This is a genomic window from Pararhizobium gei, from assembly GCF_029223885.1.
Classification (GTDB): domain Bacteria; phylum Pseudomonadota; class Alphaproteobacteria; order Rhizobiales; family Rhizobiaceae; genus Pararhizobium; species Pararhizobium gei.
On sequence record NZ_CP119409.1, the window covers coordinates 3772501 to 3793507 of the forward strand.

11 protein-coding genes (1 of these 11 cut by a window edge) are annotated in these 21007 nt (G+C 59.6%); 2 read left to right on the forward strand and 9 right to left on the reverse strand.

The genetic code is table 11. From position 1 onward, the window contains the following. The 5 genes from metH to PY308_RS18375 all read right to left on the reverse strand — a co-directional run. On the reverse strand, positions 1 to 3282 hold the 5' portion of the coding sequence (gene metH, locus PY308_RS18355; protein ID WP_275785414.1) for a methionine synthase. Its footprint begins 489 nt before the window's first position; only the first 3282 of its 3771 coding nucleotides appear in the window; it begins with the start codon at positions 3280 to 3282; its stop codon lies off the left edge, out of view. 160 nt (positions 3283 to 3442) lie between these two features. After that, positions 3443 to 4600 (reverse strand): AGE family epimerase/isomerase, encoded by a 1158-nt coding sequence (locus PY308_RS18360; RefSeq protein ID WP_275785416.1) that lies wholly within the window; start codon positions 4598 to 4600, stop codon positions 3443 to 3445. Positions 4601 to 4622: 22 nt separating this feature from the next. Beyond that, positions 4623 to 5117: a heme-degrading domain-containing protein gene (locus PY308_RS18365; protein WP_275785418.1), complete on the reverse strand. Its 495-nt coding sequence runs from the start codon at positions 5115 to 5117 to the stop codon at positions 4623 to 4625. Between the two features lie 20 nt (positions 5118 to 5137). Next, the gene (locus tag PY308_RS18370; protein ID WP_275785420.1) at positions 5138 to 6034 is read right to left on the reverse strand and encodes an ROK family protein; all 897 of its coding nucleotides are present in this window, start codon (positions 6032 to 6034) and stop codon (positions 5138 to 5140) included. Between the two features lie 620 nt (positions 6035 to 6654). Continuing rightward, positions 6655 to 7212 carry a TetR/AcrR family transcriptional regulator gene (locus PY308_RS18375; protein ID WP_338051075.1) on the reverse strand — a complete coding sequence of 186 codons (558 nt, stop codon included), beginning with the start codon at positions 7210 to 7212 and terminating at the stop codon, positions 6655 to 6657. Between the two features lie 228 nt (positions 7213 to 7440). Here PY308_RS18375 and PY308_RS18380 point away from each other — a divergent pair, with 228 nt between their 5' ends. Together PY308_RS18380 and PY308_RS18385 are read left to right on the forward strand one after the other, a co-directional pair. Next, positions 7441 to 8661: an efflux RND transporter periplasmic adaptor subunit gene (locus PY308_RS18380; RefSeq protein WP_275785423.1), complete on the forward strand. Its 1221-nt coding sequence runs from the start codon at positions 7441 to 7443 to the stop codon at positions 8659 to 8661. 37 nt (positions 8662 to 8698) lie between these two features. Next, positions 8699 to 11929, forward strand: a complete 3231-nt coding sequence (locus PY308_RS18385; RefSeq protein ID WP_275785424.1) for an efflux RND transporter permease subunit — start codon at positions 8699 to 8701, stop codon at positions 11927 to 11929. 109 nt (positions 11930 to 12038) lie between these two features. On the opposite strand, the gene PY308_RS18390 is transcribed toward PY308_RS18385, so the two are convergent. From PY308_RS18390 to glf, 4 genes are all read right to left on the reverse strand, one after another. Then, complete coding sequence (locus tag PY308_RS18390) at positions 12039 to 12965, reverse strand: manganese catalase family protein (RefSeq protein WP_275785426.1); 927 nt, start codon at positions 12963 to 12965, stop codon at positions 12039 to 12041. A gap of 151 nt (positions 12966 to 13116) precedes the next feature. After that, positions 13117 to 15411 carry a glycosyltransferase family 4 protein gene (locus tag PY308_RS18395; RefSeq protein ID WP_275785428.1) on the reverse strand — a complete coding sequence of 765 codons (2295 nt, stop codon included), beginning with the start codon at positions 15409 to 15411 and terminating at the stop codon, positions 13117 to 13119. Beyond that, positions 15408 to 18578 carry a glycosyltransferase gene (locus PY308_RS18400; protein WP_275791194.1) on the reverse strand — a complete coding sequence of 1057 codons (3171 nt, stop codon included), beginning with the start codon at positions 18576 to 18578 and terminating at the stop codon, positions 15408 to 15410. The genes PY308_RS18395 and PY308_RS18400 overlap by 4 nt, the downstream gene beginning before the upstream one ends. Before the next feature lie 65 nt (positions 18579 to 18643). Continuing rightward, on the reverse strand, positions 18644 to 20986 hold the full coding sequence (gene glf / locus PY308_RS18405; RefSeq protein WP_434064168.1) for a UDP-galactopyranose mutase: 2343 nt from the start codon (positions 20984 to 20986) through the stop codon (positions 18644 to 18646). Positions 20987 to 21007: the final 21 nt, after the last annotated feature.

Genomic DNA, 21007 nt, shown 5'->3' on the forward strand with positions numbered 1-21007 from the left:
CGCCACTTCCTCGATGCCGGCGGTTACGACGAAGCCGCCGATGTAATCCTGCTTGCCGCTATCGACAGGCGCGACGAAATCCGACAACGCCACGTTCGGCCGGCCATCGCGCTTGCTTATCTGCTGGCGCAACGTGAAGAAGGTGGCCTCCTGCGTTTCCCGCGTCTCATCGGTGAACAGGCGGATATCGTCGCCGACTGTACCGGCCGGCCAGAAGCCGACGACGGCCTTGGGCGCAAACCAGGTTTCCGCGATCACCTTGGCAAGCATGGCTTGCGCATCGGCAAGCAGCGCGCGGGCGGCCTCGCCCTGGCGCTCGTCATCGAGGATCTTTGGATAGACCCCCTTCATCTCCCATGTCTGGAAGAACGGCGTCCAATCGATATACCGGGCGAGTTCTGCAAGATCCCACCCCTGGAAAACGCGGGTACCAAGAAAGGAGGGCGTCTTGGGCTGGTAGGTCTGCCAATCAACCTTCTGGGCATTGGCGCGGGCTTTGGCGAGCGGCAGGCGTTGCTTTTCCAGCTCGTTTTTCCCATGAGCCGCCGCGACCTTTTTATACTCGGCCTGCACGGTCTCGACATAACCGGCCTTCGTGTCAGGTGAAAGCAGGCTTGAGACCACGCCGACGGCGCGGCTGGCATCGGTGACATAGATCGTCTGGCCCGCGTTGTAGCGCGGATCGATCTTGACGGCGGTGTGCACGCGGCTGGTCGTCGCACCGCCGATCAGGAGCGGAATGTCGAACCCCTCGCGCTCCATTTCGGCCGCGACATGCACCATCTCGTCGAGTGAGGGCGTGATCAGCCCCGACAGGCCGATGATATCCACCTTCTGCTCGCGGGCGACCTGCAGAATCTTCGCAGCCGGGACCATGACGCCGAGATCGATGATTTCGTAGTCGTTGCAGGCAAGCACGACGCCGACGATGTTCTTGCCGATATCGTGCACATCGCCCTTCACGGTGGCCATCAGCACCTTGCCGGCGCTTTTGCGCTCGCCAAGCCCGCCGCCGGCGAGTCGCTCGGCCTCCATGTGCGGCAAGAGCACGGCGACCGCCTGCTTCATCACCCGTGCCGATTTCACCACCTGCGGCAGGAACATCTTGCCTGCGCCGAAGAGGTCGCCGACGACATTCATGCCGGCCATCAGCGGCCCTTCGATGACATGCAGCGGCCGCTCGGCATTGAGGCGCGCTTCGTCGGTATCGGCTTCGACGAATTCGGTGATGCCGTTGACCAGCGCGTGCTCCAGCCGTTTTTCCACCGGCCAGTCGCGCCATTTCAGATCGCGCTCCTTGGCCTCCTTGCCGGCCGTACCCTTGAAGCGCTCGGCCAGTTCCAGCAGGCGCTCGGTCGCGTCATCGCGGCGGTTGAGCACGACGTCCTCGCAGGCTTCCTTCAGCTCGGGCTCGATCTGGTCGTAAACGGCCAGCTGGCCGGCATTGACGATGCCCATATCCATGCCCGCCTGGATGGCGTGATAGAGGAAGACAGCGTGCATCGCTTCGCGCACCGGCTCGTTGCCGCGGAAGGAGAAGGACAGGTTGGAGACGCCGCCGGAGATGTGCACATGCGGCAGGGTCTGGGTGATCTCCCGCGTCGCCTCGATAAAATCGACGCCGTAATTGTTGTGCTCCTCGATGCCGGTCGCCACGGCAAAGACGTTCGGATCGAAGATAATGTCTTCCGGCGCAAAGCCCGCCTGCTCGGTCAGCAGCTTATAGGCGCGGGTGCAGATCTCGACCTTGCGGGCTTGCGTATCCGCCTGCCCCTGTTCGTCGAAGGCCATGACGACGACGGCGGCGCCATAGGCGCGGCAGAGTTTGGCGTGATGCAGGAAGGCCGCCTCGCCTTCCTTCATCGAGATCGAATTGACCAGCGGTTTGCCCTGCACGCATTTCAGGCCGGCCTCGATGATCTCCCATTTGGACGAATCGATCATGACCGGCACGCGGGCGATATCCGGCTCGGCGGCAATCAGGTTCAAGAACTCGACCATCGCCTGCTTCGAATCGATCAGGCCCTCGTCCATGTTGATGTCGATGATCTGGGCGCCGTTCGCCACCTGATCGCGCGCGACATCGAGCGCTGCCGCATAATCGCCTGATGTGATCAGCTTGCGGAATTTGGCCGAGCCGGTGACATTGGTACGCTCGCCGACATTGACGAAGGGAATGTCCTTGCTGAGCGTATACGGCTCCAGACCGGACAGCTTCATCAGGCGAGGCACGTCCGGAATGGCGCGCGGCTTGTGTTTGGCGACGGCCTGCGCAATCGCGTGGATATGCGCCGGCGTCGAGCCACAGCAGCCGCCGACGATGTTGACCAGGCCGTCGCGGGCGAACGCCTCGATCTGGGCCGCCATCTCATCCGGACTTTCGTCATACTGGCCGAATTCGTTCGGCAGGCCGGCATTCGGATAGGCGCAGACAAAGGTATCGGCGACGCTCGAAATTTCGGCGAGATGCGCGCGCATGGCGTTGGCGCCGAGCGCGCAGTTGAGACCGATGGTGAAGGGAGCGGCATGGCGCACCGAATGCCAGAACGCCGTCGGCGTCTGGCCGGACAGGGTGCGGCCGGAGAGATCGGTGATCGTGCCTGATATCATCACCGGCAAGCGCACGCCCATTTCACCGAAGATTTCCTCCGTTGCAAAGATGGCCGCCTTGGCGTTCAGCGTGTCGAAGATCGTCTCGATCAGGATGATATCGGCGCCGCCATCGATCAGGCCGCGCAGCTGTTCGCCATAGGCGATGCGCAGGTCGTCGAACGAGGTCGCGCGAAAACCGGGATTATTGACGTCGGGCGAAATCGAGGCCGTGCGGTTGGTCGGCCCGAGCGCGCCTGCGACGAAGCGACGCCGGCCATCGACCTGCTGCGCCCGAAGGGCGGCGCGCCGGGCCAGACGCGCGCCATCGCGGTTGAGTTCATAGACCATGGCCTCCATGCCGTAATCGGCCTGGGCGATGGAGGTCGAAGAAAAGGTGTTGGTTTCCAGGATGTCGGCCCCGGCGATAGCGTAGTTGTAATGGATTTCTTCGATCGCGCCCGGCTGGGTCAGCGTCAGCAGGTCGTTGTTGCCCTGCAGGTGGCAATCGCAGGCCTGGAATCGCTCGCCGCGAAAATGATTCTCGCCCAGACCAAGCTGCTGGATCTCGGTGCCCATCGCGCCATCCATAATCAGAATGCGCTCGCTGGCCGCCACTTTGAGCGCTGCCATGACCTCGGATCCATCCGGTTTGGGGGAAACTGCGCCGAAAAGTGCGTCGATGGCGGACATGGGAAATCTCCCGTTCTGAAAGCGTCAATAAACTGCCGGGTACAATTCACATAAAGATATCTTTATGTCAACATATGAGTTGGGCAGATGTTGCGATCCAAAACGGAAGCGGTCCGCCTGTGACAAGGCGGACCGCATGGAGTCGCGGCGATATCTCCGGTCAAAGCCGCTTCAGGCAATCCTCCACTTCATAAATCGCGCAAAGAATATGGTAAAAACTGCTGGCCGGTGCGGGTTCATCGACGAAGCTGCCGTCCGCCTTCTGCTTGTCCCGCCACAGACCGTTGACCGGGACATCGAGAAAGCTCTGAACAGCAGTGGCGGCACGGACAGCGGACCGCAGGTAGCGTTCGCGCTCCTCGTCCTGCGTCAGAGCGGCAAAACGGACCGAAGCCTTCAGCCATTCCGTCTGCGGCCACAGCCGGGCGATCGGATCGGCAACCGAGAAATCGTCGAAAAGCGTCATGACCGCCACATCGCGAGGCTGGACTATGCCGTGTTGCTCGCCGATCCCGAACAACCGCCGGGCCTTGACCAAGGCATCTGCATTGCCGCGCCGCTCGCCCCAGCGCAGAAGCAGCCAGGCCCATTCGAACTGATGTCCGGGCTCGACGATACGCCCCTTGTCACCGGGGATTGGCGCCCAGTCGTGATCGAAGAATTCACGTAGCGCGCCGCTTTCCCGGTCGATGAAATGCTCCATGCAGAGAAAAGCGATCTCATCGGCAAGATTGGTCCAGGCAACAGTGTCGAAACCGTCAACCGTTTCGCTGGCGAGACAGGCCTCGAAAAGATGCATATGCGGGTTGGAACACAAGGGTAGCCGTGGCGGATTGTCTTCCTCGAAGCCCGAGGTCGGATGTTTGCAATGCGCCTCGAGCCGGCCGCGTAGGGCATTGCTGCGTGCCGCCATTTCGGCACTGCGCTGCGGAAACACCTGCGCCAGATAAGCGAAGGCAAGCAGCGCGAAGGCCTGATTGTAGAGATCGAAGGACGGATCGAGCAACACCCCATCCGCGTCGGCAAGCGCGCCGTAAAAACCGCTCGGCTGCAGATAGACCCTGTCGAAATAGGACAGTCCATCGGTGGCGATCGTCTGCCAATCGCCGCTCCAGCCACGCCGCCCGGCCTCGGCAAAACAGTAAACCTGGCGTGGCTGAACGCGCGAACGCCGGTTGGCGCGCGTCGGCTGCCCGTCCATGCCGATGGTTTCGACAAAACCACCGCTCGCGGCGTCAAAGCCCTTCTCGCGCCAGAGCGGCAACGCGGTTTGAGAGAGCCATTCGTTCAGCGTCGCGGAAAACCCGGCAATATCCATGTTTCGATTATCCATTCGGACGTCAGTCTGAAAGCGTCAGCGAGGCGAGATCCTTGCCGAGAAGCCGGGCGAGCGCTTCAACAACCAGCACGTGATCGTCGCGCTGCGGCAATCCGGACACCGTGACCGCGCCGATACAGCCGGTCCCCTTGACAACGATCGGAAAGCTGCCGCCATGCGATGCGAACTCGGCTTCAGAAAGGCCGAATTTCGCCTGGATCGTGGTCTCCTGCGCGGCGAGAGACAGGCCGACGGCGTAGCTGCTCTTGAGGAAGCGGAAGACGCAATTGCGCTTGCGGCGTACCCAGTTCGGATTGTCCGGTGTGGAGCCCTCAAGCGCCACATAAAAGATCGGCATGGAAAACAGCGTCACATCGATGACGACGCCAAGTTTGCGCTCGACCGCCATGTCCCGCAGCAGAGATCCAAGCGCCCATCCCGTCGCAAGGTTGAAACTGTCGAACTGCAGTTCATGCTCCTGAAAGGCGATCCGCTCCAGATCCGTGTCGATACTCATCCTGCTCTCCCTTTGAGTTTTCAGTCTTTCCAGAGCCATGCGGCACCGCGCACGCCGGAACTGTCGCCATGCACCGCCTTGCGGATCGGCGTTTCGAAACTGTCACCGAAGATGTATTTGACGATCAGGCCGGGCAATTCATCGTAGATTTCATCGACATTGGACATGCCGCCGCCAAGCACGAAGACATCCGGGTCTATGATATTGGTCAGAAGCGCAAGGCTGCGGGCAAGCCTGTCGATAAATCGCTCGTAAACGGCGGCAGCAACCGGCTCTCCCTTGCGCTTGTCGGCGATGATGTCGCGGCCGCGCCGGTCGATGCCGGTGACCGTGCGATAATCGAGTTCCAAACCGGTGCCGCAGGCATACATGTCGAGACACCCGTGTTTACCGCACCAGCATGCATGTCCCGGAAACTCGTCTCCGGTCATCCAGGGCAGTGGATAATGGCCAATCTCCGCGGCAATACCCTGATAGCCGGCATGAACATGTTTGCCGATTGCCAGTCCACCGCCATGACCCGTCCCTATAATCACGCCGAAAACCGTGTGCGCATCCTTGCCGGCACCATCGACGGCCTCCGAAATCGCCAGGCAATTGGCGTCGTTGGCAAGCCGGACCTCACGCTTGAGCGCAGCCCCAAGATCGCGTCCCAGCGGTTGGCCGTTGAGGAGAACCGCATTGGAGTTGCGCACGATGCCGGTTCGCGGATTGGGGCTGCCGGGAATACCGATGCCGACCGTTCCCGTTTCTCCTGCCATCTGCTCGGCGGTTGCCACCAGTTCCTGGACCGCCCGAATGCAGGCTTCGTAACCGCTCGTTGGCGTGGCGATCCGGTGCCGGGCTCTCGTCTGGCCATCGCGGTCGAGCGCGATGACTTCCATTTTCGTTCCGCCCCAATCAATACCGATGAACATGCCGGATCAAACTCTCATGCTTCATGTTGCCGCTACGCGGCGGTCCCTGGAAATCCCCTCCCGCGCCGCCGCCCATGCTTAACACTGGAAAAGCATCGCGCGCCAGTCTACGTCTCGGCCTTGGAGACAAACAGCGATCAAGCCAATGCGACGGGGCCGTAAAGGGATATTGGACAGGAATCCGCGCACTGAATACGCAAACCAACGCCAAACCCGTTGATTGCTGAAGGAAGGTCGGTTATTGAAAGCGCGTTGTTCACGTAGCTCAGCAGGATAGAGCACAGGATTCCTAAAATTGGGGGTTGTACAGGGAAACCGTACAATCGATCTGCTCAAAGTCGGGGAACGCTTCGCTGTCTTCAGCATGCCAATCCCGAGCCAAGCTCCGGAGAAATCCGGTGAAGGTGTAGAGACTGGACGGGCAGGACCTAACGACTTCGGTCCAGGGTCAAGGGACAGTCCAGACCACGAACGCTAATGGCGGCGGCGAAAGCCGAAGTGGTATGAATCCTGGGGTCGGAGGTTCGAATCCTCTCGTGGACACCACTCTCTTCCTTGTCCGACCCGATTTTCGTTCGGTCGCTGGCGACAGCCATGGGTCAAAAGACGGTCAGGTTCGACTAGGAATTGAGTGATTCCTGAACCACCTGCTTAGGCCAGAATTGAAGCGCCATATCGATGACGCGGTAGAGTCCCGCCCGGTCTGCGCCGGACGCCGCCTGAATCGCGGTGCCCTGTGAAATCGTCATGATGTAGCGGGCGAGATCGAACGGATCATGGCCGGGCGGCAACTCTGCCTCGGTGGCCCGTTCAAAGCGTTCGCCGAGTTGCTGCTCTCCGCGATGCCGGTTTTCCACCAGGCATTTTTGAATATGCTCGGCCCCGTCGCTGCAGGCCAGCGCCCCGTTTATGCCGAGGCAACCGCTTGGTCCTGTTTCGGCCGTCTGTGAATCGGCAAAGCCCTTCAGGACTTTTTCAGCAACTAGGCGTGCAGTAGAAGCATTCAGGGCTTCCTCGAAAAAATTCATCTTGGTGCGCTGGTAGCGCTCGAGAGCCTGCAGGAAAAGACCTTCCTTATTGCCGAATACACCATATAGACTTGGCTTGGTAATCCCCATGCCTTCGGTTAAATCTGCCAGCGACGTTCCCTCATAGCCCTTTCTCCAGAACAGCTCCATCGCCGTTTCAAGGGCCTGATCGACATCGAATTCTCTTGGCCGAGCCATGGGCTTGAGACCTCCCGTATTTTTTTATACCGATCGGTATATAACGCATTGACAGTGATCGGTGAAGAACTCTATTTTATACCGATCGGTATTGAACGTCAATGAACTCGCGCCCGGAACTTTCGCCTCCCACGAAAGACAATCCGGTCAGCCCTCCCGGGGCAGAATCTAGGATAGGTCATGTCTCTCTCAAGTTTTACGAGCAAGCTGCTCGCCAGCGCCTTCGTATTTGGCATCGCGACCCTCGCGCCGACTGTCTATTTCGAAATGCAAGGCAGCCCTGCCGGCAGCGGAAATGCTGCAGATGTGACCGCCGCGGCACCGGCGGCAGTGCCGGTATCCGTTGCCGTTGTCGAATCAAAGCCGGTTACCCGGTGGAATGCCTTCTCCGGACGTCTCGAGGCCGTTGATAATGTCGAGCTCCGGTCCCGGGTCGCCGGTGCGATCGAGAGCGTGCATTTCCAGGAAGGCGCCGTCGTCCGGAAAGGCGATCTGCTTTTCACCATCGATCCGGCACCCTATCAGGCCGAAGCGGCGCGTGCACAGGCGAGCGTGACCGCTGCCGAGGCAAGAGCAGCGCTTGCCCGTATCGAGCTGAAGCGCGGCCAGCAGCTTCTTTCCTCGAATGCGGTCTCGCAAAGCGACTATGACCAGCGCCTCAACAATCAGGCGAGTGCTGAGGCGGACCTTGCAGCCGCCCGCGCCGTGCTGCAGTCGGCAACACTCAATCTGGGTTACACGCAAATCCGGGCGCCGATTTCCGGTCGTGTCGGAAAAATAGAAATCACAGCCGGCAACCTGATCGCCGCAGGCCCATCGTCGCCGATCTTGACACGGCTCGTATCGCTCAGCCCGATCTATGCAAGCTTCCAGGCCGACGAGGAGATCGTCGCGCGCATTCTTTCCGAACTGCCCGAGGGTGTGAACGCCCGCAACTTTCTCGACCGTGTACCGGTACGGATGGATGTGGCGGGGCGCGCGGATGTCGGCGGCAAACTGCAACTCGTCGATAACAGCGTCGATGCCGAAAGCGGCACCGTTCGCGTGCGAGCCGTCTTCGATAATACCAATGGCGCGCTGATGCCAGGGCAGTTCGCCCGTCTGAGCCTGGGTCAGTCGAAGAGCGAAGAAGCCGTTCTCGTTCACGAACGCGCCATCGGCACGGACCAGAACAAGAAATATGTGATGGTGGTCAATCCGGACAACACAGCAGAGTATCGGGAGATCACGCTGGGCACGAAGTCCGACGGGCTACGCATTGTAACCTCCGGCCTGAAGGCCAAGGAACGCATTATCGTCAACGGGTTGCAGCGCATCCGCCCGGGCGCTTTGGTCGCACCGGAAATGGTGTCCATGGCATCGGGCGCAAGTGCGCAGATGCAGGCATCCGTCAGCCAATAGGCCGTTCACGGCACCAGACATAAGGGCGATCCGCGCCATGAATATTTCCCGTTTTTTCATCGATCGCCCTGTCTTTGCCGGCGTTCTTTCCTTCATGATCTTTCTTGGCGGTTTGATCGCCATGACGATCCTGCCGATTTCCGAATATCCGGATGTCGTGCCGCCGCAAGTCGTCGTTCGCGCCAACTATCCCGGCGCCAACCCGAAAGTCATCGCCGAGACCGTGGCAACGCCACTGGAGGAATCCATCAATGGCGTCGAGGACATGCTCTATATGAGCAGCCAGGCGACGACCGATGGTCTGATGACGCTGACGGTGACCTTCAAACTCGGCACCGATCCCGATCAGGCCCAGCAATTGGTTCAGAATCGCGTCAGCCAGGCCGAGCCGCGGCTTCCCGAGGAGGTGCGACGTCTCGGCGTCACGACCATCAAGAGTTCACCTGATCTCATGATGGTCGTGCACCTCACCTCCCCCGAGGGTCGCTACGACATGACCTATCTGCGCAATTATGCGCTCATCAACGTCAAGGACCGCCTCGCCCGCATTGATGGCGTCGGTCAGGTCCAGCTATTCGGTTCCGGCGACTATTCGATGCGCATCTGGCTCGACCCGCAGAAAATGGCCGAACTTGGCCTGTCGGCATCCGATGTCGTCAATGAAATCCGTGCCCAGAACATCCAGGCCGCCGCCGGCGTCATCGGCTCCTCGCCAAACCTTGACGGCGTCGATCTGCAGTTGTCGGTCAATGCTCAGGGCCGGTTGCAGAGCGAGGAGGAATTCGGCGAGATCATCATCAAGACGAGCCCGACCGGCGCGATCACGCGTCTGCGCGATGTCTCCCGCATCGAACTCGGCTCTGCCGAATACTCATTGCGATCGCTGCTGAACAACAAGCAAGCCGTCGCCATCCCCGTCTTTCAGGCACCTGGATCGAACGCCATCGAGATCGCCGATCAGGTTCGCGCCACCATGGAAGAGGTCAAGGCATCCATGCCGCAGGATGTCGACTACGACATCGTCTATGACACGACGCAGTTCGTTCGCGCCTCGATCGAGGCGGTCATCCACACCCTGCTCGAAGCCATCGCCCTCGTCGTCATCGTCGTCATCATCTTCCTGCAAACATGGCGCGCCTCTATTATCCCGTTGATCGCCGTTCCCGTCTCGATCGTCGGGACTTTCGCCGTCATGCAGATGCTGGGTTTTTCGATCAACGCGCTCAGCCTTTTCGGCCTGGTGCTTGCCATCGGCATCGTCGTCGACGACGCGATTGTCGTCGTCGAGAATGTCGAGCGCAACATCGAGAACGGCCTTGCCCCGCGGGAGGCGACCTACAAGGCGATGACCGAAGTTTCCGGCCCGATCATCGCGATCGCGCTGGTGCTAGTCGCCGTCTTCGTGCCGCTTGCCTTCATCTCCGGTCTCACCGGCCAGTTCTACAAGCAGTTTGCCCTGACGATCGCCATATCGACCGTCATCTCGGCGTTCAATTCCCTCACCCTGTCGCCGGCGCTTGCCGCCCTGCTTTTGCGGGGTCATGACGCCCCGAAGGACAGGCTCACACGCGTCATGGACTTCCTGTTCGGCTGGTTCTTCCGCGGCTTTAACGCCGTCTTTTCCCGGGGGTCGCGGGCCTACAGCACCGGCGTCAAGGGTGTGATCTCGCGAAAGACGCTGATGATGGGGGTCTATCTGCTGCTCGTCGGCGCCACCGTCTTTCTCTTCAAGGCGGTGCCGGGCGGCTTCGTGCCGCCGCAGGACAAGCAGTATCTCGTCGGCTTCACGCAGCTTCCGGACGGCGCATCGCTCGACCGGACGGAGGAGGTAATCCGCCGGATCAGCGATATTTCACTCAAGGTGCCCGGTGTCGAAAACGCCATTGCCTTCCCAGGCCTCTCAATCAACGGCTTTACCAACTCCTCCAACGCCGGCATCGTCTTCCTGTCGCTAAAGCCTTTCGAGGAGCGCACCACGCCGGATCTTTCCGCCGGAGCGATTGCCGGGCGGCTGAACCAGGAGTTGAGTGTCATCCAGGATTCGTTCAGCGCTATCTTCCCGCCGCCGCCCGTCCAGGGTCTCGGCGCCATCGGCGGTTTCAAGCTGCAACTGGAGGATAAGGCGGGCCTCGGTTACGAGGCGCTCGACGCTGCCGTGAAGGGGTTCATGGCGAAAGCCTATGCGACGCCGGAACTTGTCGGCATGTTTTCCAGCTATCAGATCAATGTTCCCCAGCTCTACGCGGATGTCGACCGTGCCAAGGCGCGCCAGCTAAACGTACCTTTGACGGAGATTTTCAACACCCTGCAGATCTATCTCGGCTCGGTCTATGTGAACGACTTCAACAAGTTCGGGCGCACCTATTCCGTTCGGGTGCAGGCAGACGCTGCCTATAGGGCGCAGGCGGAGGATATCGGTAAGCTGGAGGTGCGTTCGAGTTCGGGCGAGATGATCCCCCTTTCCGCCGTGCTGAAAGTTAATTCGAGCGCCGGGCCGGAACGCGCCATGCGTTACAACGGCTTCCTGTCCGCGGATATCAATGGCAATACGGCACCGGGCTATTCATCCGGACAGGCCCGCTCCGCCATTGAGCGGATTGCTGCCGAAACCCTGCCGGCAGGCGTTGCCTTCGAATGGACTGAGCTGACCTATCAGGAGATTATTGCCGGCAATACGGGATTGCTGATCTTCCCGCTGTCGGTGCTCCTCGTCTTCCTCGTGCTGGCGGCGCAGTATGAAAGCCTCTCGCTGCCCTTGTCGATCGTCCTCATCATTCCGATGGCGCTGCTGGCAGCCCTGGCCGGAGTGTGGCTGACGGCAGGCGACAACAACGTCTTTACCCAGATCGGCCTGATCGTCCTTGTCGGTCTGTCCGCCAAGAACGCCATCCTGATCGTTGAATTCGCCCGTGAACTGGAGTTCGAGGGCGCCACACCGTTCAAGGCCGTCATCGAGGCAAGCCGCCTTCGCCTGCGGCCGATCCTGATGACGTCGATGGCCTTCATCATGGGGGTCGTGCCGTTGGTCACCTCGACGGGCGCCGGTGCCGAGATGCGCCACGCCATGGGCGTCGCGGTATTCTCGGGCATGATCGGCGTGACGCTTTTCGGCCTGTTCCTGACGCCGGTCTTCTACGTCACTGTGCGCGCCTTGACCGGAAACAGACCCTTGAAGAACACCGGTGGCCACCCGGGGCCAACGCATGCGGCAACGGTGACGCCGCTGCACAGCCAGCCAATTTTGCCGGGACTTGAGGCGGCGGAATAGTTCCCGCCGCAGCGGGCTGTGGAATCGTTGAAAGATATTGAAACCGACATCGTCCGGGGCGAACAGACCCCGAAGTTGAAAACCAACTTCGGGGGGTGGGGTCACAGCCTCAGCGGGATTTCTTGTAAAGCTTCTCGGCGATCTCGAACATTTCCTCGGGCGCATAGTCCGGCGTGAAGGCAGAGGGAACGCCAACAAGCTGATGGATCTTACCGCCTTCGGGCATGCCATCGACGACCTCGAGTTCCCCCGGCGGATCGTTCGGCAAGGCGACTTCTCCATTGCCCCAGATGCCAGCCATGTCCTTGTAATCGTTCGGGCTGAACGTATAGAGGCGGCGATGCGAGCCTTCATCCAGATATTTCTGGCACTCCGGAATTTTAGCGAGCGGGATATTCGGTGTCGGCAGAAATTTTTCGATCTCGACGCCAGTGATCTTCTTCAAAGCCAGCGCATAGGCATGGGCATGGACGGAACCACGGACAAGCAGGTAGCCGCAGACTTCGCGTCCCGTCGGGTCCGTCAGCGTTTCATAGACACGCAGCTTGTGCAGGCGAGCACCGCATTCAAGATGAAAATTGTGAAGAAGGTCGATAACGACATTGCCGGTCGTGGTGATGAAATCATTGTTCCAGGAGGCGCCATTGCTGTTCACCGGCATCGCACCGCCGGCACCGGAGAGGAATGCTGCCGCCAGACGGATGTCCTTCATGTCCTCGAAGGGTGCACCCGAAATATCGCCGCCATCCATGGCGTCGGCGTCTGGGATGTCCGGCCCGTTGTTGAGCATGGCCACGCCGTTACTCACCAATTCGACATGGCCGAGTTCTTCGGCGGTGATACTGGCGACGAGAGAATAAAAGGGTTTAAGTTTTTCTTTGGAACGAAAATTGAAGCTCTGAAACATGTAGTTTCCGAGGGTGGACATTTCTCCGTATTTTCCACCGAGCAGTTCCTGCAGTGCGGCAGCGGCATTGGGATCGGCACGTTTGGGCGCTGGCAGATTGGCCTGCAGCTTATCGACTCTCATGAACATATTGATGTTCCTTTGGTTGGAGGCACCGGCACAACCAGAGCCTCTGCCGATTGTTCCCTCGGAAAGGACAACCGGCGGGCATATCACGCCCCGTTGCTGCTGCGCCGTAGCCGGCACAACATGAAGCCTGCCGCGGCCGCATGATTGCCTGTCAGAGACTGCTGCTTCCGCTGAACGCAGAGCTTGCCATGTACTGTTTTTCGAAGTCGATCTGAATATCCATCAAGGCTTTCGCGAGAGGTGAATGGACAAATCGCTCCCGGCCAGAAAGATTCATCGACAACAAGCCGTTTTCACAGGCGCGGTCGTCGTCCCACCCAAGATGGTTGATGATCGGATAAAGGCATATTCCCTCCATCGGCACGCCGTTCTCCATGGCCGCTTTCACCTCGGTATAAACATACCGGATCCAGTCGGCACGCCGGCCCGCTTCGATCCCTGTTTCCGCAATGAAGATGGGCCTGCCATACCGGGCATAGGTTTCAATCAGGATGATGCGAAGCGGTTTGTAGAGCGCATGGCCCAGGTCCATCGGCTGTCCGCCGTGGATCCATTGATTGTTGTGGTAATAGTTGACGCCGACGATATCGAGATAGGCTTCAGCGCCGCCGATTTGTGGCCACATGCGTCCGGCAAGCAGGTCCCAGCCCTGAAACTGCGATTGGCGGTGACCTTCCGCGACACCCCGCTCCCAGGGGCGAGTGGGGTCGGCTACAACATTGATCACGGGATCGCAGTGCACGAAGCGCGCCCGCGGATCGACAGCAAGCACGGCGTCCATGGCCGCGATCGCGGCACGCGCCAACTGAACCTTCAGCTCGAATCCGCGGCCGTTGGCAAAGGGATTGAGATAGCCGGCATCGCCGCCGCCCCAGGAAAAGAACGAGATCTCATTAACAGGCGCGTAAAATGGCACGGTCTCGGTTTTGGCCCGCACGACCTTGGCAACGGCACCGGCAAAACGCGCAAAACGCTCCACGAAATCCGGCGACCAGATATCGATGTCATCTGGCCAGCCATAATGCAGCAGATCCCAGATCACCTGCGTCCCCGTATCCCGCGCCGCAGCGAGCATCGGCAGGAAACTTGACCAGTCATAGACGCCGGGGGTCGCTTCGATGAGATGCCAGCGCAATCCGTCTCGCACCGTGCAGATCGAATGGCGTGCGAGTTGCGCATAGTCTTGCGCCGCATGGACATCGTGATAGGTAGCGGCGATCACGTCCAGACGTTTGCCGGCCGTCTCGCCCTCGCGCGGTCGCAAGCGATGGGTTGAACTTTCGAACCCGCCGTGTAGAAAGGACTGGAATAAGCCCAGCGGAACGGCGGACGGCCTTTCACCGACCATCGCCTGCAGGAGATCCTCCCATTGTGGAAGGACAGCGCCAATGCTGTAATCCCTCTCGACCTTCGATCGAAGAGCCCGGCCCAGGCGCGCGCGCAACTCCGGGGACTCCATCAGTATCCTGATCGCTGCAGCGACGGCGGCAGGGTCGCGATAGGGCACGAACACACCGGATATGCCGTCGTCGATCTGCTGCAAAGCTCCATTGTCAGGCGTTGCGATAACGGGCAGACCCGCAGCCCCGGCCTCTGCGATTACATGCGGCATGCCTTCGCCCTCGGACAGCCAAGCGAAGATATCGAATGCCGACATCAATGCAGGAATGTCTTTTCGGTCGCCGAGAAACGTCATTGCTCCTGTTAATCCCCGATTGATCGCAAGCGATTGCAACCGAACGGCATAGTCGGGCATGAAGGCGTCCGGACCGCCGACAATGGCGAACCGCGCCGATTTGTCTTGTGCATGGACGAGCGCCGCCGCCTCGATAAAGTCCTCGACATTTTTCTTAGGATCGAGCCGCCCCACCCAACCGACAAGAATTGCATCGTCCGCAATTCCAAGGGAGGCCCGGATCGGGGCACGTAGAACCGGGTCGAACTCCGACAGATCGACCATCGAGGGGATTTCGATCGCATCGTCCTCGCGCCCTGGCATAACACTCGCCGCAGCATCGCGAATGGACCGGCACACACCGACATAACGGGTGGTGAAATGCTTCGGCCCCGCCAGAGCTTCCGACACGAGCCCGCCATGCTCGATCAAAGGCGGGCGGAGATGGAGCTGCTCCAGAGCCGGATAAATGTCGGCGACATTCTGGCAGGAGACCACCACGTCATAGCCCGGTATCTTGTTGGCGAGATAAGAGACCGTATCCTCGAACGAAAGATCGTATGGTGTTATATCCACATCGATGCCGAGCGCGGTCAATTGCTCATGGGTTTGAGGGGGCATATCGGGCTTGCGGAAACAGGCAACCACATCGATCCGGTAGCGGGTGCGATCGAGATTGGCGGCCAGCAGCCGCACCTCTGTTTCCTCCCCGCCGACGACAAGCCAGGCAAAGACGAACAGGACACGGATTGGGGATTCGGGCGGGTTCATTCGTGGACCTTAAAAACGATCTGCAGGAAATCGGGCCGGTTTTTCACCAAGTCGGCAAGGAAGGTCGGCCCGTCATCGAATGGAATGACATGCGTGATCATATGCTCGCGGATAAGGGCGCCATGGCTCTTCATAAGCCGGACTGTCTCCCCCGCAAGGCGGCGTCTGTCCCAAAGGGTTCCCAACCCGCGCGGGACGCGATTGATCTGGGCGCAGCGGATGTTAAGACCGTTGTGGTGAAATTCCTCGCCCAGCCGCAACGCGTCCGCGCCGCCTTGATAAAAGGCAAGATCAATCACCGTGCCCTGCGGGCGCAGCGTTTTTAACGCCGTGTGCAGGCTCTGCGCGTGCGCCCGGGTTTGAAAAACCACATCCGCGCCGCGGTCGCTCCCGCCATTGTGCCAACGGGCTTTCGCATGCTGCCAGACCTCGTCCTCGGTCATCGCCTGCACACCCATATCCTGCGCCTTGCGACGCCGGAACTCCGAGGGATCGGCGATGATCACGCCGGATGCCCCGGCTGTCTGCGCAAAAAAAGCGGTCATCAATCCGACCGTCCCCGCACCGAGCACAACGACACGACGCCCTGCGATGCCAGCGCCTAGAAAAGGGACATTGCTTCCAAGCGCGTCCGCATCGGCGTGCAAAATGCCATTGGCAGCAATCGGCCCCATCTGGGCGACGAACACGCCGAGAATGGGATCGATCTCAACGGGCAAAGGTACGAGCACGTCATGGAACGGATCAGCGGTATGGCCGCTCTTGTGCGCATAGGTCGTGGCGAAAACGTCGCCGTCGGAAAATCCGGAAGCCCTCGATTCCTGGACCCGCGCGACTTCCATATATCCAAGGAAAGGCACCGGATAGTGAAGATCGGGCTCGCTTTCGATGAAAACGCCGCGACCTGCATCGAACCGGGAGTGGAAATAGGGATTGGTATTTTTCATGAAGGTCAGCTCGGTGCCCGCCGAAAAGCCGGTATAGAGCGTCTCCAGCCGGACATGGCCCTCGGCTGGCGGACCTTCCTCGTACTCGAAGACATAGGCTTTCCCGGGCGCTTCGATCCCGAGTGAGCGGATCATGCGATGGCCCGGCCGCAGGCCTTGCGGTGGCTCGTTTCGGGGTTGCTGCTTCAGCGGCGCCAGAACATTGCGCTGGACGCTCGGTGGGGCGAGCCGGATAGGTTCACCCAAGCGCGCAGCGGACACGACCGCCAAAGCGACCCGATGCGTTTCCAGCGCATCCGCGTAGGTGCAGCGGATATGGTTGTCATTGCCACGCACCGCATCGACAAAATCGCGATCTTCACGCCAGACAGGGTCGCCGTCAGCGTGACGGGTAGGACGGCCGGCCCCCACGTCGACCATGATGTCATGGTCGGTCAATTCGATCGCGAGCCTGTCGGCAAAGATATTCAGTCCAACCTTGTGGTTCCAGCCAAGAAGGCAGGTGGATGTGATATTGGCGATGACACCCGACTGAAACGTGAGACTTGCTGTGGTGACCGCAGGCACGTCGAGACCCGGGAATTCAGCCCGGTCCCTGAACCCGACGTGCCCGTAGACATCCGCAACCTCGCCGACAAGGTATCGTGCCAGATCGATGATGTGCGTTGTCTGCTCGACCATCTGGCCACCTGAGCGCTCGTTCTTCCACCACCACTGGGGCGGCGGCGTCTGGTCCAGCCAATAGCCCGACAGGAGTTGTGCGGGATTATCCGCCAGAAGCCGGCGCGCTTCTTCGACAGTATCAAGGTAACGCCAGTGATAGCCGACAGCCGTGATCAGGCTTGCGCCGGCAATCGCAGCACTGATCTCTTCCGCCAGTTCGATGTCGAGCGTTATCGGTTTTTCGACAAAAAACGGGATTCCGCGAGCGATCAGATCCCGTTCCGCATCTCCATGCGCAAAGGGCGGTATGCAGATATAGACGGCATCCAGCGCTTCGCTCTCCAGCATGGCCTTGTGACTGTCGAAAGCTTTTGCACCGAACCGCGATGCCGCCTGCTCCGCGCGTGCAAAATCCGGATCTGCAAAAGCTACAAGGGAAACGTCCTCGAAACCGGCGAGAATGTCGAGATGCCGATGGGCAATTCCGCCGACGCCGATGAAGCCGATACGTGTCTTGTGCATGGAAACATGTCCTTGTCTGTCACTCGTCTGTTCAGAGAGAAAGCGCCGGTAAACGGCTGCGGTTTCATTGGCCATGCGTTGCGCCGAAAAGTCGGCGCGAAACCGCCTTTGGCCCGCCTGGCCCACCGCTTTGGTGTGTTCCGGCTCATTCAAAGCCCGAATTAAGGTCGCCGCCAGCGACGCGGGATTTCCGGGCTCCGCCAAGAGAGGATGCTGTGACCCCAGCGCTTCGATAGTGCCGCCGATCCGTGTCGCGATGACAGGCAGACCGATCGACATGGCTTCGAGAACCGCTAGTGGCAAGCCCTCGAATTGCGACGGCAGGACAAAGAGATCGGCACCGGCCATCAGGTCGGCAATATCCGTGCGATGACCCATGAATTGGACATGAGAGCCGAGCGACAGGTCGTCGGCCAACGCCCTGATTGCCTCCATTTCCTCACCCTGACCGACAAGAAGCAGGATGACGGAGGGGTCTGCAGCGATAACCGCTGGCATTGCCCTGATCAGGGTCGCGTGATCCTTTTGCAACGAGAAGCGCGCCACTGTCATGAGGACCTTCTTGCCATCGAAGCCGAGGGTTGTTCCGCGCCGGACGTTCTTTGGTTCCAACGCGAAAATGCCATTGCGGACGACGGTCATGCGGCTGGCATCGACGCCGTTGGCTGCAAAACTGGCCAGCGAAGCTTCGGACACGACGATATGATGCGCAAGAACCTGGGTCTCCCGGGCATAATGCGCTCTCTGTCCGCTCTCCGTCAGCAGGTAGGGAAGATGCTCCGTGCGGACAACAGGGATTCCGCAGGCCGCGCCAGCCTGGGCAAGGGCATGCCCTTCCCAACCAATACCCGCATGAACATGGAGCAACGAGACACCGGAAGATTTAAGCCATTTCTCGAAGGATCCGGCGTCGTCGAGAGATTTTACCGCAAGCCTCGCGCGGGCTGCCCGCGAGAGCAGTCTATCGTCCGCTCCATCGTGAGCAGCAAGCGTGATATCGAACCTTTCTCGAAGCGCTCGCCCGAGCGTCAGCATATGTTCGCCGAGGCCGGAGGGGTTCCGGCTGTCGGTCGCGAGAACGATGCGCAACGGGTATCCGCTCATTGCGTGTCAGCAGCAACTGCTTTACCGGAAACCGGTTTCATCATCCGCCTGTATGTCGCCAATGCTTGGCCGACCACCTGATCCATATTGTAATATTTATACGTTCCAAGCCGTCCGACAAAAGTGACATCGGTCCGTTCACGCCCGAGCGCTTCATACTGCTTATAAAGCGCCTGGTTTTCCGGGCGTGGGATCGGATAATAGGGATCGCCATCAGCACAAGCGAATTCGTAGGACATGCTGGTTTTCGGATGGATCTGCCCGGTTAAATGCTTGTACTCGGTAACCCGTGTGTAGGGGACATCCTCTGACGGATAGTTGACGACGGCGACCGGAAGCTTCTGCGCCACATCATGTGTCTCGTGCTGGAACTTCAGGCTGCGATAGGGAAGCCGGCCGAAGCGGTAGTCGAAATATTCATCGATCGGACCGGTAAATATCGTATGCGCCGCGCGCGTGTCCTTGCGGATATCGGCATATTCGGCGCCGGTCACAACCGTGATATTGTCGTGATCAAGCATTTTTTCGAACATGGCGGTATAGCCGTGAAGCGGCATGGCTTGGAAACTGTCCAGAAAATAACGGTCATCCGTGCTGGTGCGTGTCGGCACCCGCGCTGTCACCGACTTGTCGAGTTGCGAAGGATCCAGTCCCCATTGCTTTCGGGTGTACCCTTCGAAAAACGTCCGGTACAGGTCACTGCCTACCTGCGACACGACCACATCCTTCGAGGTCAGGATCGCATCACATGGCTCCGCCTGGCTCGCCAGAAAACGCGCGGCGTCCTCTTCGTTCTGCAGATCCAGGCTGTAGAGACCATTCAGTGTCGTTCTGTTGATCGGGACAGGCAATTGACGATCGCCGACTTGGGCGAGCACACGGTGTTCATACGGCCTCCACGCTGTAAAACGGGATAGATAGTTGAAAACATCTTCGCTGTTGGTATGAAAGATGTGTGGGCCGTAGCGGTGAACCAGAATGCCGTCTTCATTCTGAAAATCATAGGCGTTGCCGGCAATATGCGGACGCCGGTCGCAGATCAGCACCCGTTTCCTACCATCGGACGCCAGTCGTTCGGCCAACACAGACCCGGCAAAGCCTGCGCCGACGATGATGTAATCATAGCTGTTCGACGATGGTTTACGCGCTTTGGGCCGGTCTCTTTTTGCAGATTGCCTGGAAACGAGCCTCTGCGTCGTCGCCTCCTCCACAAGCGCCCGCATGGAAACGAAGGTGCCGTCCCAGGACAGGTCCGCCAGCATGGTATCGACGCGCGCCAACCAGCCAGGCATCGTCTTCTTCAGCGCAATGGCATCGTCACATGCCAGCGCGAAACGCTTGGCATCTTCGGCCAGGAAGACTCCGCCAAGCTCGCCGTAATGGCGCACCACATCGGTGATCGGCGTGCTGACGACCGGGCGTCCTGCCGCCAGATATTCAGGCGTTTTGGTCGGGCTGATGAATTTCGTTGCGTCATTCCGGGCAAAGGGCATCAAGGCAGCATTCCAGCCTGAAAGATAAGCCGGGAGTTGATCGTAATTCTTCTGGCCGAGGTAGTGAATGTTGGCAGCCTTGGGCAGGTCTTCGCGAGCGATCTTGACGACCGGGCCGATGAAAATAAAGGAAAATTCCGGTCTTGCCTTGGCCACCTCGCCGATCATCGCCAGATCGAGGCGTTCGTCGATGACCCCGTAATAGCCAAGCTTGGGACCGGCGATCGATCGCTGATCGGACGGCTCATCCTGGCATGTTCGCGCCGTTTCGAAATGCGCGACATCGACGCTCGACGGAAAGGGATGAATGTTCTCATGGAGGTGACGTTTGGCCTCGTAGAGGCTGTGACCTCCAGTGAACATGACGTCGGCGCGCGTAATAAGCGCCGCTTCCGTTTCCCGAAGCTTTGGGGGCGCAAATTTGAAATTCGCCAACTCGTCCATACAATCGTAAACAACCGCAGAGGCGTCTACATGACGGGCGAAGCTATACATCATGGGCGTATAGAACCATAAAATAGGGCGTGAAGCGCCGTGAAGCGCCAGCAGTTCATCCAGCAGTTGGCTCAATGCGCGTTCACGGTCATGCTCGTTCCACCAGTGCGGTATCCGCGGACGGACGGATTTGACGGTCGTTCCTGCAAAGGGATGGATTTCCAGATAGGCAAGACTGTGGTCTGTGGGAATAAATTCCTCAAAGAAAAAAACCTGCCTGTCTTTTGAGAAGCGCTCCATCAGGTGTTGCGGGCGCTGCAGCACGAAATCCCAGCGCAAATGGGAAAAACAGATCAGAGGCGCTTTGCGTCCAGGTGATGCAGGAGAGGAAAACGAGCTGGAGAGATTCATTGCACATCCGCGATTGAGAGA

Bases quoted from the DNA above. Each gene is read 5' to 3' on its own strand.
- PY308_RS18360 (WP_275785416.1), bottom strand. From the start codon at position 4,600: ATGGATATTGCCGGGTTTTCCGCGACGCTGAACGAATGGCTCTCTCAA.
- PY308_RS18365 (WP_275785418.1), bottom strand. From the start codon at position 5,117: ATGAGTATCGACACGGATCTGGAGCGGATCGCCTTTCAGGAGCATGAA.
- PY308_RS18370 (WP_275785420.1), bottom strand. From the start codon at position 6,034: ATGTTCATCGGTATTGATTGGGGCGGAACGAAAATGGAAGTCATCGCG.
- PY308_RS18375 (WP_338051075.1), bottom strand. From the start codon at position 7,212: ATGGAGCTGTTCTGGAGAAAGGGCTATGAGGGAACGTCGCTGGCAGAT.
- PY308_RS18380 (WP_275785423.1), top strand. From the start codon at position 7,441: ATGTCTCTCTCAAGTTTTACGAGCAAGCTGCTCGCCAGCGCCTTCGTA.
- PY308_RS18385 (WP_275785424.1), top strand. From the start codon at position 8,699: ATGAATATTTCCCGTTTTTTCATCGATCGCCCTGTCTTTGCCGGCGTT.
- PY308_RS18390 (WP_275785426.1), bottom strand. From the start codon at position 12,965: ATGTTCATGAGAGTCGATAAGCTGCAGGCCAATCTGCCAGCGCCCAAA.
- PY308_RS18395 (WP_275785428.1), bottom strand. From the start codon at position 15,411: ATGAACCCGCCCGAATCCCCAATCCGTGTCCTGTTCGTCTTTGCCTGG.
- PY308_RS18400 (WP_275791194.1), bottom strand. From the start codon at position 18,578: ATGCTGACGCTCGGGCGAGCGCTTCGAGAAAGGTTCGATATCACGCTT.
- glf (WP_434064168.1), bottom strand. From the start codon at position 20,986: ATGAATCTCTCCAGCTCGTTTTCCTCTCCTGCATCACCTGGACGCAAA.